At 43.8% G+C, this 14,298-nt stretch carries 15 protein-coding genes; 3 read left to right on the top strand and 12 right to left on the bottom strand.

Going from position 1 to position 14,298, the window contains the following annotated elements; genetic code table 11:
* Positions 1 to 83: 83 nt before the first annotated feature.
* Entirely contained in the window at positions 84 to 374 is a 291-nt protein-coding gene (locus ACQCV8_RS08730) for a putative quinol monooxygenase (RefSeq protein WP_426844264.1), read from the bottom strand.
* Between the two features lie 363 nt (positions 375 to 737).
* Here ACQCV8_RS08730 and ACQCV8_RS08725 point away from each other — a divergent pair, with 363 nt between their 5' ends.
* The gene (locus ACQCV8_RS08725) at positions 738 to 1,127 is read left to right on the top strand and encodes a sporulation protein (RefSeq protein ID WP_426844189.1); all 390 of its coding nucleotides are present in this window, start codon (positions 738 to 740) and stop codon (positions 1,125 to 1,127) included.
* Positions 1,128 to 1,170: 43 nt separating this feature from the next.
* On the opposite strand, the gene ACQCV8_RS08720 is transcribed toward ACQCV8_RS08725, so the two are convergent.
* Positions 1,171 to 1,812 (bottom strand): SGNH/GDSL hydrolase family protein, encoded by a 642-nt coding sequence (locus ACQCV8_RS08720; protein ID WP_426844188.1) that lies wholly within the window; start codon positions 1,810 to 1,812, stop codon positions 1,171 to 1,173.
* An 81-nt stretch (positions 1,813 to 1,893) separates the two neighbouring features.
* Here ACQCV8_RS08720 and ACQCV8_RS08715 point away from each other — a divergent pair, with 81 nt between their 5' ends.
* Positions 1,894 to 2,646 carry a (S)-benzoin forming benzil reductase gene (locus tag ACQCV8_RS08715; protein ID WP_426844187.1) on the top strand — a complete coding sequence of 251 codons (753 nt, stop codon included), beginning with the start codon at positions 1,894 to 1,896 and terminating at the stop codon, positions 2,644 to 2,646.
* Between the two features lie 76 nt (positions 2,647 to 2,722).
* On the opposite strand, the gene ACQCV8_RS08710 is transcribed toward ACQCV8_RS08715, so the two are convergent.
* The 5 genes from ACQCV8_RS08710 to ACQCV8_RS08690 all read right to left on the bottom strand — a co-directional run bounded on the left by ACQCV8_RS08710 (position 2,723) and on the right by ACQCV8_RS08690 (position 8,040).
* Positions 2,723 to 3,631 carry a VanW family protein gene (locus ACQCV8_RS08710; RefSeq protein WP_426844186.1) on the bottom strand — a complete coding sequence of 303 codons (909 nt, stop codon included), beginning with the start codon at positions 3,629 to 3,631 and terminating at the stop codon, positions 2,723 to 2,725.
* Positions 3,632 to 4,339: 708 nt separating this feature from the next.
* Positions 4,340 to 4,705, bottom strand: a complete 366-nt coding sequence (locus ACQCV8_RS08705) for a thiol-disulfide oxidoreductase DCC family protein (RefSeq protein WP_426844185.1) — start codon at positions 4,703 to 4,705, stop codon at positions 4,340 to 4,342.
* 47 nt (positions 4,706 to 4,752) lie between these two features.
* Entirely contained in the window at positions 4,753 to 5,676 is a 924-nt protein-coding gene (locus ACQCV8_RS08700; RefSeq protein WP_426844184.1) for a ketopantoate reductase family protein, read from the bottom strand.
* Positions 5,677 to 5,750: 74 nt separating this feature from the next.
* A complete protein-coding gene (locus ACQCV8_RS08695; protein WP_426844183.1) occupies positions 5,751 to 6,647 on the bottom strand; it encodes a DMT family transporter in 897 nt (298 codons plus the stop codon).
* Between the two features lie 82 nt (positions 6,648 to 6,729).
* Positions 6,730 to 8,040, bottom strand: a complete 1,311-nt coding sequence (locus ACQCV8_RS08690) for an MFS transporter (RefSeq protein ID WP_426844182.1) — start codon at positions 8,038 to 8,040, stop codon at positions 6,730 to 6,732.
* A 236-nt stretch (positions 8,041 to 8,276) separates the two neighbouring features.
* Here ACQCV8_RS08690 and ACQCV8_RS08685 point away from each other — a divergent pair, with 236 nt between their 5' ends.
* Positions 8,277 to 8,834, top strand: a complete 558-nt coding sequence (locus ACQCV8_RS08685) for a DUF2179 domain-containing protein (protein ID WP_426844263.1) — start codon at positions 8,277 to 8,279, stop codon at positions 8,832 to 8,834.
* An 18-nt stretch (positions 8,835 to 8,852) separates the two neighbouring features.
* On the opposite strand, the gene ACQCV8_RS08680 is transcribed toward ACQCV8_RS08685, so the two are convergent.
* The 5 genes from ACQCV8_RS08680 to proB all read right to left on the bottom strand — a co-directional run bounded on the left by ACQCV8_RS08680 (position 8,853) and on the right by proB (position 14,287).
* Complete coding sequence (locus ACQCV8_RS08680; RefSeq protein WP_426844181.1) at positions 8,853 to 9,218, bottom strand: Replication termination protein; 366 nt, start codon at positions 9,216 to 9,218, stop codon at positions 8,853 to 8,855.
* A 623-nt stretch (positions 9,219 to 9,841) separates the two neighbouring features.
* Positions 9,842 to 10,879 carry a nicotinate-nucleotide--dimethylbenzimidazole phosphoribosyltransferase gene (gene cobT / locus ACQCV8_RS08675; RefSeq protein WP_426844180.1) on the bottom strand — a complete coding sequence of 346 codons (1,038 nt, stop codon included), beginning with the start codon at positions 10,877 to 10,879 and terminating at the stop codon, positions 9,842 to 9,844.
* Between the two features lie 12 nt (positions 10,880 to 10,891).
* The gene (locus ACQCV8_RS08670; RefSeq protein WP_426844179.1) at positions 10,892 to 11,740 is read right to left on the bottom strand and encodes a Cof-type HAD-IIB family hydrolase; all 849 of its coding nucleotides are present in this window, start codon (positions 11,738 to 11,740) and stop codon (positions 10,892 to 10,894) included.
* A 146-nt stretch (positions 11,741 to 11,886) separates the two neighbouring features.
* A complete protein-coding gene (locus ACQCV8_RS08665) occupies positions 11,887 to 13,149 on the bottom strand; it encodes a glutamate-5-semialdehyde dehydrogenase (RefSeq protein WP_426844178.1) in 1,263 nt (420 codons plus the stop codon).
* A gap of 16 nt (positions 13,150 to 13,165) precedes the next feature.
* Entirely contained in the window at positions 13,166 to 14,287 is a 1,122-nt protein-coding gene (gene proB / locus ACQCV8_RS08660; RefSeq protein WP_426844177.1) for a glutamate 5-kinase, read from the bottom strand.
* Positions 14,288 to 14,298 lie beyond the last annotated feature (11 nt).

Raw genomic sequence — 14,298 nt, 5'->3', positions numbered from 1 at the left:
CCTAATTATAAAAACCGACCGGCGGTCTGTAAATAGCGACAAAAAAATACCCGACTCTTTGACAGAATCGGATAGAGATTACATCATTCGTCTTCGTTCACAAATCTTTTTAATGTCAGCGGTTTTGCCAATACTTTTTTAGCTGCTGCAAAGAACGTTTGAAAATGTTCAGATTGATTGTGGAAATCGATTGATTGCTGATCTTTCCATTGCTCAAGCATAACGAAATGATTAGGATTGTTTACTTCTTCATATAACCTGTAGCTGATGTTTCCTTCCTCGTTAGACGATTGCTCCACAACATGCATAACCTTATCAAGAAATTCTTCCCGGTATTCAGGCTTCACATTCATATAAGCTTCTAGACTGATCATCATCCATTCTCCTTCCGAAACAGGTCCTTTACAAAATATTTTCGCGTAAAAAACATAGCATTTTTTTCCCTTTAAATCAAAAACTATGTTAATCCTTACAGAAGTCCGCCGCTGGAGGCGCATTGCCGCATGGTGTGTTTACCCGATGTTTCCGGCAGCAGCGCAAAGCCTTTCCTGCCTGTCTGGCCAAAGTCATATCAATAAGAAGGCCTCTTTACAAACTGTTAGCGTATGTCACAAAATATTCATTTTCACAAAATGATCTTTCCTGTTATTCTTAAGCCGAAACCTTCTTAAAAAACTGAAACCTTCAAATGTTTTTCTGCGTATATAAGGTAATCGAAATAAGTTGGAGAGGTTGACATGATGCTACTTAGAAAATGGATGTCCCGTTTAGGAATTGGAGCTGCAAGAATTGATCTCGTTTTAGACCAGGAACAGTACAAAGTAGGACAAGTAATCAATGGAAGATACGATATTTATGGGGGAACAATCGAGCAAAAGCTAAAGAGAATTGAGTCCGATCTTGTTCAAACCCACAGGGGTCAGGATTCTCTCATCTTGAATCGATGCATCTATACTGCTTCTACAGTCCTGGCTGAGGAGAATCGGGCTATTTCATTTACGTGCCGGCTGCCGGAAGAGCTCCCGCTTTCAGATTCGGATACCTCTTATAAATTTGTAACGAAGCTTGTGTTCGATAACGGCACAGACAGTATGGACCATGACGAAATATATGTAGTTGCGCGATAAATGAAACGGGAAGCCCATCTTCAGGGCATCCCGTTTTTTTATTTTACTGAGAAGCTCTTCCTGCCGCTTCCAGCCACGTTTTCGCAAGCAGCATATTACCTGAAGAAGTCATGTGCACCCCATCTGTAGTTAACTTATACTCGCTGAACTGTTCAATAAATTCCCGGAATACTTGATGGACGGGTATCAATAGTGCGTCATATTGTTCCGCAAGCTCCCGGATGATGTGTACGTAAGGAATAAGCCTTGAATTTCCTTCAGAATGCAAATCTTCTTCTATGACAGTTGGTTCCATCAGGATAATCCGGGCATTGGTTCCTGCTGTTGTTTCGGCTAAAAGCGTTTTGTAGATTTCTCTGAATTCATTCGGCGTGACTTGCTTCTCCTCAGGCTGGTCCAGCTGTCTCCACACATCATTGATTCCTATCGAAATTGACAGATAGTCCGGTTTCTCTTCCATCACATCCTTCATCCAGCGGTCTGCAAGATCCGTTATCCGGTCACCATTTACACCCCGGTTAAGGATACGGACTTCTGCCCCTTTTCCCTCTGAAATATAAATGTCACGGATGGTCCTGACATACCCGAATCCAAGCTCATCTCGATCCTTTTGCCTGCCGGAAGCTGTTATACTGTCTCCGATGAAAACAATCTTTCCTGCCGGAAGCTGTTTATGGGTAAACACTGGCATCCGCTCCTTCTTCTGCGATATAGTAGAATCAATTGATATTTTGCTATTTTACCATACTTGATAGGAGGAAGCCCCTTGAAAACCTATATCGTGACAGGCACTTCCAGAGGTCTCGGAGCAGCAATGGCAGAGCAGCTGATCCATCCGGAGCATCATATAATTTGCATCTCCAGGAAAAAGAATACGGAACTCTGCCGGAAAGCAAAAGAAAAGCACACTGCTTTATTTGAAATCGAGGCGGATCTGACCGTGCATGCACAGATTCCGGCTGTAATGGAAACGGTTTTCAATCAGCTGCCTCTCCCTGATTTACATTCTCTTTTTTTAATCAACAATGCCGGAATGGTTCATCCTGTTGATTTTATTGAAAAAGCCAGTGCATCTGATATGGCGCGGAATATCTCGTTAAACTTGCTTGCACCGATGATTCTCACGTCAGAGTTCATTAAAAGATCTGCCGCTCTAAAACTGGAAAAGAGGATCATGAATATTTCTTCAGGAGCTGCAAGGAAGCCATATGAAGCTTGGAGCAGCTATTGTGCCTCTAAGGCGGGACTGGACCATTTCACCCGCTGCACCGCTGAAGAACAGAAACAAAGGGAAGATGGCGTTAAATGCGTTTCAATCGCGCCAGGAGTCATTGATACCGGGATGCAGGACCATATCCGAGGACTGGAAGAGGGCCGATTCCCTGAGCAAAGCCGGTTCATTCGTTTAAAGGAAGAAGGGAAGCTCTATTCAGCATCCTTAGCAGCAGAAAAACTCCTTGAAGTTTTGCATTCTGAAACGTTCGGGCAGGAAGTATTAATGGACATCAGAAATGTATAAAAAAGGGCTGCCTGAAATCTAATTTTTCCGTTCGAAAAAATGCCCGCCTGCATGCTGCAGGCGGACATTTTTATTTTTAACTTTTTGTGGGCTCATTGGCACTCAATACCTGTATCGTAATAGAGCCTTTAACGTCATCTACAGCAGAGCGGATCAGCACAGGGAAATCATTGGTATTTTCAAACTTAAAATCAGGACCGCCCCAGGATACCGTTGCATCCTTGTCTTTCGGCACATACCCCACCTGCTTGGAATGATGATGCAGTTCTATGATCCCCAGTCCAGCTTCATCTACTGCATTATATAAAGTGGAGGAAGTTTGGCATATCCCTCCGCCTATCCCTTCGACCAATTCTTTATTAACAATTTCCATAGCTTTTTGATAGCCTCTGGCTTCTGTTCTTTCTCCAAGAATCAAATTGTAGTAAAAGCGGTCTCCGGGTCCTAGCAGGACATTGTTTATAGCGTTCGAGGATAGTTTAATATTATGGACTCTCCCTTTTACGGACGGATCAAAAACAGTCTTGTACTCTCCAATAACATGATTTGTGATCCCTGCAATATCCTCCGGCTTTACATTTGGAGCGTTCTCAACGATTGGCAATGCAATGGTCCGGTCAAACGCACGAATATTTTCAAGCATCTCTGCTGTTTGATCCTCGTCCAGAATCACCCGCTTTTGACCTTCTGAATACTGCCCATCCTCCGTGATTTTTGCGGGAACCATAGGCTGATCAAGATCCGCTGCCAAGGCGTCCGCCACTTCAGCTCCGTTAATTTCACCTGATCCTGTCTCGTGTTTATACAGGACCTCATTTGTCCTCTTATCAATGAATTCAACTTCCCTGCTAAAGCTTTTCATTTCAAGGCTCGTCTGTTTATTAATCAAGTCTTCAGGCTTTATGTCCTTTGCTGTTTCACCCGCTGAGGCTGTACATCCGCCGGCGATTATCAGTCCTAATACCATGGCAGTTCTTTTAAGCAATTGCTCTCTCTCCCAATCCACAATTTATTTCTTTCTCCTTATATAACGAAATTCCGGCAGCATTTGTTTCATTTTTTTAACAAAATCTGCAAAAATTTATGAATAGCTCCAAAAGATTCACAACATTTCACTCTCCATCCTGCGCGAAGCCTGTTTAGCGGCCACAGTGGAGGAGTTTTGTTCCCCAAACCCCAAACCTGGCATATAAGAAAATTTTGGAACGGTCACCAGTAAATTCTATCACGAATAATAAAGACAGCATGTGTAAATCGAACTATTTTTCAATAATATCTTTGGGCCTGCGCAAAAACTTACCTGTATGCTCCGGCATTATATGTAAAAGAGGATGGGACATAACTAAATTAACCATGCTTAAAGACGAATATTATGCTGGTATTTTTTAATTCGTCAGCAATAAAAACAAGATCGTTTCATTGCGCTACGGCCACTCGCTTTCCACGGGGAGGAAGCTGAGCCTCCTCGGCTTCGCCTGCGGGGTCTCAGCCTTTCCTCTATTTCCCGTAGGAGTCGAGTGTCCTCCGCTCCATTCCACTAGTTTTTAAAGAATATGTGTAAGTTCCACAAATCTATTAACAACAAATAGAGACCCGAACTTTTAGACGAAAGATTTTGTAAAAATCTCATCTAATAGTTCGGGTTTACCTTTAGCTAAAATACTTTTGTCCCAGCCTCTTTTTTATGATTTGATTATTCGAACCGCGGTACTTCATATCTCCCAAACCATTTAATACGGCTTGAAGAGACCTTAGAATAGATGATTTCTGCCACGGGCATAACAAAGGGAATAAACATCATGTAGCCAAATACCTTTGTAAGAGGCAGAGAAAGGAAGATTTTCCTGATCGTTTTCGCTCCAGAATACAGTTCTCCCTCGTCTGTTATCATATGAATTTTTTCCAAGAGGGGCCTGTTTCTTAAAAACGCATAAGGGGTTTCTTCGATTGTCTGAACCGAGGACCAGCGGATCTTATCCTTCCAATCCAATAAAGACAGCGTTTTTTTCAAGTAAAAGCATAATGGGCATTGGGCGTCATAAAAAACTACGTGCTTCAAGCGATCTCTCCTCTCTTATATTCTTTTATACCACCAATAGAGCCCTGCTAAAACGGCTCTTGTCTGGAAGAGCGATACAGCTCCAGATTCCCATAGACGATTTTAAGGCAGGGTACCGGTATCTTTTGATTCTCAGACAACCTCAGCAAGTATCCGTGCAAATGCTCTCCCTCTGTAGGACTGGCATTTTCCATATCCCGCTGCAATGAAGACTTCATCGTGCGGTCCAATCCATCTATGGCAGTCATATGCCGATCTGCAATATCCGCAGACAATGGATAGCCGGAAGCAATCATTAGAGCCTCCATCTCCTTCAAAAAATTCCAGAGAAATTCCCTTGATTCCCTGAGCTCTCTGATTGGACCAATCGGCTGCCTGAACAAAGCAGTAACACCTGACATGACTGAAATAAACAAGTACTTTTCCCACATGTCCCGTTCAATGGAATCACTCGCAGCGGCTTCTAAGCTGCTTCCTCTGAAGGCCTTTTCAATTGATTGAATTCTTTCACTGAAATGACCATTCCATTCACCAAAAATAATCCTGTGCGCCTGGCTTGTCTGATGAATCACGCCATCACCGGTTATGTGGGATTCTATAAAGCATAAACCTCCTGCTAGCTGATGTTCCTGAAAATGCTGTTTTAACTTATGTATGTGAATCATCCCATTCAGCAGCGGAATGATTACTGTCTGATCATGGACAAATGGCTTAATGTCTAATACTGCCTGCTCAAAATGATAGGCTTTTACAGCGATCAGAATCACATCAAATGTTCCTGTGTCCCCTTTAGTGATCGTTTGCGGCTGACAGTGGTAATCTCCATGGATGCTCTTAATTACAAGACCTGACTCGCTTAGCTGCTGCCTGCGTTTTTCCCTGACTAAAAAGGTAACATCCTGTCCGTTTTCTGAGAGCCTTCCACCAAAATATCCCCCTACTGCACCAGCTCCGGTAACTAAAAATCTCATTTTTCATCCCCCTTTGTAAAAAAAGTATACAGGAGACAGATAATGACAGGGAATCAATCAGCTTGTGCACAGGTTCACAGCCCGCTGTCTGAACATTTTTTTAGATTCATCATATAAACTCCGGACAGGATAAGGATGCCTCCTGCCACAGCGGGAAAAGTAATGGGCTCTTTTAACATATAGGCTCCTGCGGCAAGCGTAAACAGCGGTTCAGTATACAGAAAAGATGCCGTACTGGAAGAACTCAGCCTGGAGAGCGCTTTTCCCCAGAACCAGTATGCTGCGGCTGTAACAAAGATACTCAGAAAAAGCAGATGCCCCCATTGAGCAGCAGGCAGGAATAAAAGCTGGCTCCACCCGGTGCTTCTGATCATATATGGGACCATAGCCATTGAGCCTAAGAGGCTTGTATAAAAAGCAACCACAACTGCGGGATAAGGAAGATGGAGCTTTTTCAGCAGCAGAGAATAAACAGACCAGTTTAGAGTGCTTGCAATCATCAGTGCAATTCCTGTGACAGAGGATGAGGTAAAGCCTTCACTTGACGCGACGAGTACGATCCCTGTTAAGGCTGCCGTCATCCCTGAACCGTTTTCTCTGCTCAATGACTTTTTATAAAAAGCAGCTGTCAAAAGAACCGTAAAAACCGGAGAGCATGCAACAAGCCAGCCCGCCGAGACAGCGTCGATATGCTGAAGTGCGGAAACCTGCAGCCATTGATGAATAAAAACTCCAGTGCTGGCAAGCAAGACAAAAGCCGCCGCATCCCTTAAGCGGATTGCAATAGAAATCCGGAATAAGAAACAGATGCTTCCCAGTAGAACAGCAGCCAGTCCGAATCTTGATGCCACAATGGTGTAAGGGTCCAAGTTCTGAAGCAGTGCTTTACTGGAAACGAATGAAATGCCCCACAAAGCTACAGCGGCAAGCGCCAAAAGCTGAAATGGCAGTCGGCGGTCATTTTCAGGCATGTGAACCTCCCGATCATAAAAGACTTGTCCACATTTTATGCCGATGATTGCAAAAACATCACTAATGCTACGCACTTTCCGGCTAGTTCTGTTCTCCTTCATTAAATTTCAGGGTCTCTATGTCTCCAAGAACATACGTGTAAAAAAATAAACCAACAGCGAGCACCACCGCTGCAATGATAAAGGATAAGGTAAACGAACCTGTGACATCCACAATCCAGCCCGTTAAAGCAGCGGCTATTATTCCGCCGAACAGATTATTGGAGAAGTTCACGATGGAACTGGTTTGTGCCTGCGCACCCGGAGGAGAAATTTTTAAAGCAATTGTCCAGCCAATCGGTGCAGTAGCCGAAATCCCTGCAAGACCTGCTGATATGTATACCATGGATAGGATCGGATTAGCGGTAAACACGGCTCCCAAAAATGAAAATCCGGTAAGCATCCCGATTGTGATGACTCCTTTGTAAACCCTGTCAGGTTTATAGCCTTTTCTGATCAAAGCATCCACCAGCCACCCGCCGACTGCTACACCGGTTATTGAAGCAATCAGCCATGGAATAGCAGTTAAAAGAGAAGAAGAAAGCAAATCCATTTGAAATTCGTTTTTAAAAAATGTCGGGAGCCAGAGGAGAAGAAGGTTAAAAGTATACCCATATCCTGTGAATCCAATGGCGACACCCCAAACCTTTCTGCTTGTAAAAAGCTTTTTCCATATATATTTAGCCCTGTATACCGGAATGTCTGAAGAATTGGCTCCATACTTTTGAATATAATTGATTTCTTCGTCCGATATTTTTTTGTGACGTCCCGGCTCATCATAATACCTCCAAAAAATCACGGTAAAAAGCACATTAATCAGGCCGATTACAAGAAAGGCCGTACGCCAGTCAAAAAAAGTGATAAGCAGCGCTACGAGAGGTCCGCCAATCACATTTGAAAATTTGGCTGCAGAATCAAATAGAGAATTAGCTAACCCTCTTTCATGATAAGGGAACCAGTTGGCAGTCGCTTTAGAAGCAGCCGGAAAGGCGGAAGCGCTCATAATCCCTGTTAAAAACCGCAAACTATACAATAAAAGCTTCCCGGATATAAAGGCAATGAGAATGGTCAAAACACTCCAGACCGTCATCCCGATTCTTGTTACCCATGATACACCCCACTTGTCAAGCATGGATCCAATCGGAAGCTGCATCAAGGTGTAGGCATAATTATAAATCGAAAAAACGAGTCCGATTTCGGTTGCAGATAAATTAAATCCAGCTTGAAGTTCAGGAGCCGCCACTGCAATTGCAACCCTGTCAAAATAATTTAAAATAATGATGCTGCAAAGCAGCGCGGATATAGACCAGCGTGTGTTTTTACCGCTCGGTCTCTGTATAGCCTGATCTGACATTTTACGCCCTCCCCTGGGCTTAGAGTAGCTTCTCTTAAGCTTCCCATCTTGCTTAGAGGCTAGCCGGTGATTTTACTGTTCGAAATAGGTTTTTAATTGTCTTTTTAGGGAAGGTACCAATATATCTTCACATAGCTGAAAAATTTCTTTTCATGAAAGGGTAAACGTACTATAATTTCCTTATTGTTTAGCTTTGTTAAACGAAATGCTTCTCTATGAAATGGGGTTTTACTTTGCTGTTACAGCCAATGCTTATTTTTGTTCTGCAAATTATGTACGTTCCGATTCTTACACTTCGGACGATTTTTTTAGTTAAAAACCAAACCCGCGCCGCAGCAGGAGTCGGACTGCTTGAAGCTGCTATTTATATAGTAGCTCTTGGCATCGTCTTCCAGGATTTGTCCAACATTTATAATATTATTGCCTATGTTCTCGGTTTTAGTGTCGGGCTTTATCTGGGAGGACTGCTTGAAAGAAGACTGGCAATCGGATATGTGACCCACCACGTCAATCTGTCTGAGCGGTCTGATGAGCTGGTAATTGCCCTTAGAAATGCAGGCTTTGGAGTAACGGTATTTACCGGACAGGGCTTAAACTCTATGCGCTACCGCCTTGACATTGTGGCAAAACGTTCCCGTGAGCAGGAGCTTATGGATATCGTCCAGGAAATTGAGCCTAAGGCGTTTATGACCTCCTATGAACTGCGATCGTTTAAAGGCGGGTATATGGTTAATTCCATGAAAAAAAGAGCCAAAAAAATTCAAGAACAAAAGCAAAAAGACGATTCCCTGTGAATCGTCTTTTTAAATCAGTTAAAAATTATCTTTTATCGCTTTGTCAATCAGCCCCTGACACCGCTCCAGTTCCACTTTCAGCTGCTTTTTGTAAAGCATGGCTGCCTCGTAATCCTTAAATTCATAAAAAACAACCTCCTGAAGCTTCATTCCCTCTTTCTTCTTCTTGACTTGTCTAAGGACTCCATCATCAATCAATTCATGAAGCGCTTTATATACCTCTGAATGATTCGGCTTGTAGCCAAACCGTCTGAATTCATCCCTCATCGTATCAAGCAATTTAAGCCCGTAGAGCCTTTTCTGATCGGTTAACGTAATCATATACAATTTCAAGAATGCCCTCTGCTTAAGCAGAAACCCGCTGCTGTTCCTGGATTCACGCATCAAATCAGCTCCTTTATCCATACGATACTACACCATTCGCTAATAGAACATCATTTCCTTTTAACAGTCTGAAAAATGATTCTTTTTTCATTTTGTTACGTTTTTTTATACTATATGTTTATTTAGAACATAGTTTGCTTAGAAAGGTATGAATGTATTTGCTTTTGGATTTTAATAAGCAGGTGAATGCTGCACGTCTTATTTGCTGTTTATCTAGGGACTTTTACTGATTAATGGCGTTTTCATTATTGCCTTGTATAGATTTGTTTAGTGAGGCTAATATCTCAATCTGCCAATACAGCAGCCGTTCTAATTCTCCAAGTGTACCCCTGACCTTATCCTGCTTGTGTTTCACCATAAATATATATTGTTTATTTAGAACATACTTTTATTAGATTAAATTTGTTCTCATACTATTATTTATTGAAAAGGGTTTTTATTAATTTCTATCACGTTATTCTGCTCTAAATTTTGCCGGTGGTTCAGGGGCTGTTTAGCAAGTACGTTCCATACTATCTCTGATTTAAATCTGGTTAACTGACTTAATTTAAACAGAATGTTAATGACACAGAAAACCCCCGGTTTCCAGCCGGGGGTTTTCTGTTCCGCTATTTCGCTCAGTACTATTCCGCTTTAATTCCAGCCTGTTCAAATGTAGCCATTTCACGGATCATGCATGCAGCAGACTGCAAGAGCGGATAAGCAAGCGCCGCTCCACTTCCTTCTCCCAGTCTCAGCCCCATCTGAAGAAGCGGCTCGAGGCCGAGCCAGTTTAGCGCCGCTCTGTGTCCCGGTTCCTCGGAAAGATGACCTGCGATGAGATAGTCCTTTACATTAGGGTTGATCAGCACTGCAAGACATGCTGAGGTTGTACAAATTAAACCGTCCAGCAGAACAGGAATGCGATGTTCTGCTGCTGAGAGAATAGCACCGCACATTCCGGCAATCTCAAAACCGCCAAGAGCTGAAAGGAGATCCATCGCATCTTTTGAGTCAGGGCGGTGCAAGGCGAGGCTTTGTTCGATTAAGCTGATTTTTCGCTGCTTCTCTGCCTCATTGATGCCGGTGCCATAGCCTGTAATGGACTGAATGCTCTGACCGGATAGAGCTGCCAGAAGCGCGGTGGAGGATGTAGTATTGCCGATGCCCATCTCGCCCGGGATGAGGCATTTGACGCCGGACTGAAACATTTCCTCCGCTTGTCTTCTGCCGGAAGCAACGGCTGCAGACGCTTCGCTTTTTGACATGGCTCTCCCTTTCAAAAAGTTCGAGGTTCCTTCCCGGATTTTGCATGCTTCAATTCCCGGGATGGATTCGGTCCCTTTAATCCCGATGTCAATAACCTTAAGCTGGGCTTCTATAAGACGGGCAAAAACATTAATGGCAGCTCCTCCGCTGCTGAAGTTTTTAGCCATCTGAGCCGTGACTTCAGAAGGAAAAGCAGAAACGCCTTCCTCAGCAATTCCGTGGTCTGCCGCAAAAACGATCACGCCAGGCGGTGTTATTTCTGGAAAAGGCTGCCCAGTAATTTCTGCCAGGCGGACGGCCAGAGTTTCCAGCTTTCCAAGGCTTCCCTGCGGCTTAGTTAATTGATTGATATGGTGTTTAGCCTGCTCTCCGCTTGTTCTGTCGCAAGGTTTTATTACACATTCTTTATGCATAATCGGGATTCCTCAATTAATGATCGATTCAAGGGCGTGAGCCACGCCATCATCATCATTCTTAAGGGTTTCCTCATCGCACAGCTCTTTTACAGCCGGATCTGCATTCCCCATGGCAATAGAGAGACCAGCGGCTTCCATCATGGGAACATCGTTGAAATTATCCCCAATTGCAACTGTGTCTTCCATTTTTATGCCCAGCTGTTCAGCCATTATTTGAAGCCCGCGACCTTTATGCCCCTCGGGGTTCATGATTTCCAGGTTGTTTGGTCCTGATGAAGTGGGAGCAATGCCTTCAAGCTGGGAAAGCAAAGGCAGCAGCTCCTGCTTAATGGCCGGGTCAGGAGTTAAGATAAAGAATTTTTGAATGGATAATCCTTCTTTATTCAATAAATCATCGATCTGATTAAAAAGTTTAATCGCTCCGTCTGCTTTAGGCTGTTCTGTGATTCTTCTGTATTCGCTCTCAGAAATGGAGCCCTTGCCATCCCAGGCCTCAAGAGCCGCCTTCGTCCGCTCTGACCAGCTGTTTAACACGAAAATTCCTTCGTTTGTATAGATCTTGTATGGTACGTTTCTTCTGTCCAGTAACTCAGCTGCTTTCCTGGCTGCTTTTTCTTCAATCGAAACCCTTGATAGAAGTACTCCATTTGAATAGACGACTGTCCCGTTGCTTCCTGCCAAATCACAATTCAAATCGAATTCTTTTAATACAGCCTGAATATCCTCCGGTGCTCTGCCGGAACAAATCATGATATGATGCTTTTCCTGCGCTTTTAAAATGGCATTTCGGTTTGCACCTGAGATCTTTAGTTTAGACGAAAGCAATGTTCCGTCCAGATCGATTGCAATCAGTTTCATATGTATGTCTCCTTTGCTTCTATAGATCATTCACCTTCTTTATCTTACACGTATTCCCCTCTTTCGTCATGGTTTCCCCTAAAATAGAGGATCGATTATATGCGTTTTAAAAAAAGCCGGCTCCGTTTAGAGCCGGCTTTGACAGGTCATCTGATTTGGCCATTCCCTTTCAGCTTTAACTTGGTGGTCGTTAAAGCCGGCAGGCCCATCGGACCCCTTGCATGAAGTTTTTGGGTGGAAATCCCAATCTCCGCTCCAAATCCCAATGCGCTGCCATCCGTAAATCTTGTGGATGCATTATGGTAGACGGCAGCTGCATCTACTTCATTCAGGAATTGATCTGCAGTTTCTGAATGCTCTGTAATAATCGCTTCAGAATGCTTCGTTCCATATTTGTCTATGTGACGGACTGCTTCTTCTAGATTTGCTGCGGTTTTTACTGCAATATCCAGACTAAGATACTCTTCAGCCCAATCGCTTTCTGACGCAGGAAATGCTCCATCGATATACTTGAGGGCCGCATCATCCCCATAAGCCTGGATATGATGCTGCTTCAAGGCGGCATTCAGCTTGTCATGGTGCTCTGCCATCCAGTTTTCATGAATGATTAATGTTTCTGCCGCATTACAAACAGCAGGACGGTCTGTCTTTGCATTCACGGCAATGGATAATGCCTTATCCGGATCTGCAAATTCGTCTATATAAATGTGACAGTTCCCTACTCCTGTTTCTAAAACCGGCACAGTAGCATTTTCCACTACTGCATTGATCAGTGCACCGCCTCCGCGGGGAATCAGCACATCAATGTGTTCTTCCATTGTAAACAGCTCCTGTGCTGCTTTACGGTCTGTACTTGAGATAAATTGTATAGCATCCTCTGGTATGGAGGTTTTTGCTAGCCCCCCGTGAAGGACTTTCACAATCGCCTGATTGGAATGGAGGGCAGAAGAGCCTCCTTTTAATACAATGGCGTTTCCGGATTTTAATGCGAGTCCGGCTGCATCCGCGGTCACATTGGGCCTCGCTTCATAAATCATACCGATTACACCCAGCGGCACAGCCACTTTCTCCGCCTGAAGGCCGTTTTCAAGCTCCCAGCTTTCAAGTATCGTTCCGGATGGGTCTTCGAGGCCGACAAGGTTTCGCAAACCATCTGCAAAGTCCTTAATCCTGTCTTCTGTCAGTGTAAGCCTGTCCATATAGGCTTTGTCGTACCCTTTTTCTTTTCCCTTTTCAAGGTCCTTTTTGTTTTCCTCCAAAATGAAAGAGATATGATCATCTAATTCATCCGCGAGGATAATAAGAGCATCGTTTTTATCTTTAGTCGGCAGCATTTTCAATGTTTTGGCTGCTTCCTTTGCGTTAATAGCCTGCTGTTCAACTGTTTGACTCTCCATTAATAAAGTCATCCAATTCCTCCTTCGTTTATACGCTTGCCGGTATCGGAAGATCCAGACGGCAAACCAATCCTTCGCTGTCAACAACGGCCAATTCATCTTCATCTATTTGGAAATCCGTATTTTGCAATTTCGAAAGCTGGTCAGACGAATAATTGATAATACCAAGACCTATTTCTTCCCCGTCCAGATCCTTTAACCTGACGACAGCTCCGTTTTTAAACTTTCCGGAAACATTCAGCACATGCTGCGCATGTAGTTCACCGCTGTTTTCTACAATGGCTGATTTTGCTTTTTCATTAACCGTTACGATGCCCTCCGGACCTGAATTAAAGGCAATCCATTGCTTCCGGTGATCGAGACTGCCGTTATCCGCACTTGGATTAAAATATGTGCCCTTGGCGGTTCCATCTACCGCATCTTTAATGAGGCCTCTTACACCTGATTTTCCCAGGAAAGCCGGAATGCCCGATGCCATGGTCATCTTGAAGGCATCGATCTTGGATTTCATTCCTCCAGTGCCTACATCGCTGCCAGGTTCGCCGGCAAAGTCTTCAATTTCCTGAGTGATTTCCTGTACATTCGAAAGCAGCCTGGCTTCAGGATTGCCGCGGGGATCACTGTCATAAAGTCCATCAATATCAGAAAGAATAATCAGCTGCTCTGCATCAACCAGGCCTGCCACTTTGGCAGAAAGGGTATCATTGTCCCCGAATTTAAGGCGGTCAATGGTCACGGTATCGTTTTCGTTAACAATAGGTACGATTCCGCGGTCAAGGAGAATTTTGAGTGTATTCCGGGCATTCATATACCGTTTTTCATCTGAAAAATCACTTCTTGTAATCAAAATCTGAGAAGCTACATATCCGTGTGAAAGGAAGTATTCAGAGTATGCTTCCATAAGAAGCCCCTGCCCGATTGAAGCAGCTGCCTGTTTTTCTGTCAAAGCAGTGGGACGTTCAATGCAGCCAAGCTTTCTGTAGCCTGCCGCCACTGCACCAGAGGATACAAGAAGCACTTCATGGCCCTCTTCCTTCAGCTCGACGACTTCCTCAACAATTCTTTTCAGCTTTCGTCTGCTGATTTCTCCATGCAAGCTGGTTAAAGAACTGCTTCCGATTTTTATGACAATCCGTTTTTTGTTAGTCATCTGCAATCACT

The organism is Metabacillus sp. 84 (genome assembly GCF_050107715.1).
Taxonomy (GTDB): Bacteria; Bacillota; Bacilli; order Bacillales; family Bacillaceae; genus Metabacillus_B.
This window is presented reverse-complemented; position numbering and strand designations above follow the sequence as displayed.

What these genes read in the sequence shown, in the direction of transcription:
- ACQCV8_RS08690 (WP_426844182.1), bottom strand. Translation starts at nt 8,040, where the DNA reads ATGTCAGATCAGGCTATACAGAGACCGAGCGGTAAAAACACACGCTGG.
- ACQCV8_RS08730 (WP_426844264.1), bottom strand. Translation starts at nt 374, where the DNA reads ATGATCAGTCTAGAAGCTTATATGAATGTGAAGCCTGAATACCGGGAA.
- ACQCV8_RS08680 (WP_426844181.1), bottom strand. Translation starts at nt 9,218, where the DNA reads ATGCGTGAATCCAGGAACAGCAGCGGGTTTCTGCTTAAGCAGAGGGCA.
- ACQCV8_RS08670 (WP_426844179.1), bottom strand. Translation starts at nt 11,740, where the DNA reads ATGAAACTGATTGCAATCGATCTGGACGGAACATTGCTTTCGTCTAAA.
- ACQCV8_RS08695 (WP_426844183.1), bottom strand. Translation starts at nt 6,647, where the DNA reads ATGCCTGAAAATGACCGCCGACTGCCATTTCAGCTTTTGGCGCTTGCC.
- cobT (WP_426844180.1), bottom strand. Translation starts at nt 10,879, where the DNA reads ATGCATAAAGAATGTGTAATAAAACCTTGCGACAGAACAAGCGGAGAG.
- proB (WP_426844177.1), bottom strand. Translation starts at nt 14,287, where the DNA reads ATGACTAACAAAAAACGGATTGTCATAAAAATCGGAAGCAGTTCTTTA.
- ACQCV8_RS08700 (WP_426844184.1), bottom strand. Translation starts at nt 5,676, where the DNA reads ATGAGATTTTTAGTTACCGGAGCTGGTGCAGTAGGGGGATATTTTGGT.
- ACQCV8_RS08725 (WP_426844189.1), top strand. Translation starts at nt 738, where the DNA reads ATGATGCTACTTAGAAAATGGATGTCCCGTTTAGGAATTGGAGCTGCA.
- ACQCV8_RS08665 (WP_426844178.1), bottom strand. Translation starts at nt 13,149, where the DNA reads ATGACTTTATTAATGGAGAGTCAAACAGTTGAACAGCAGGCTATTAAC.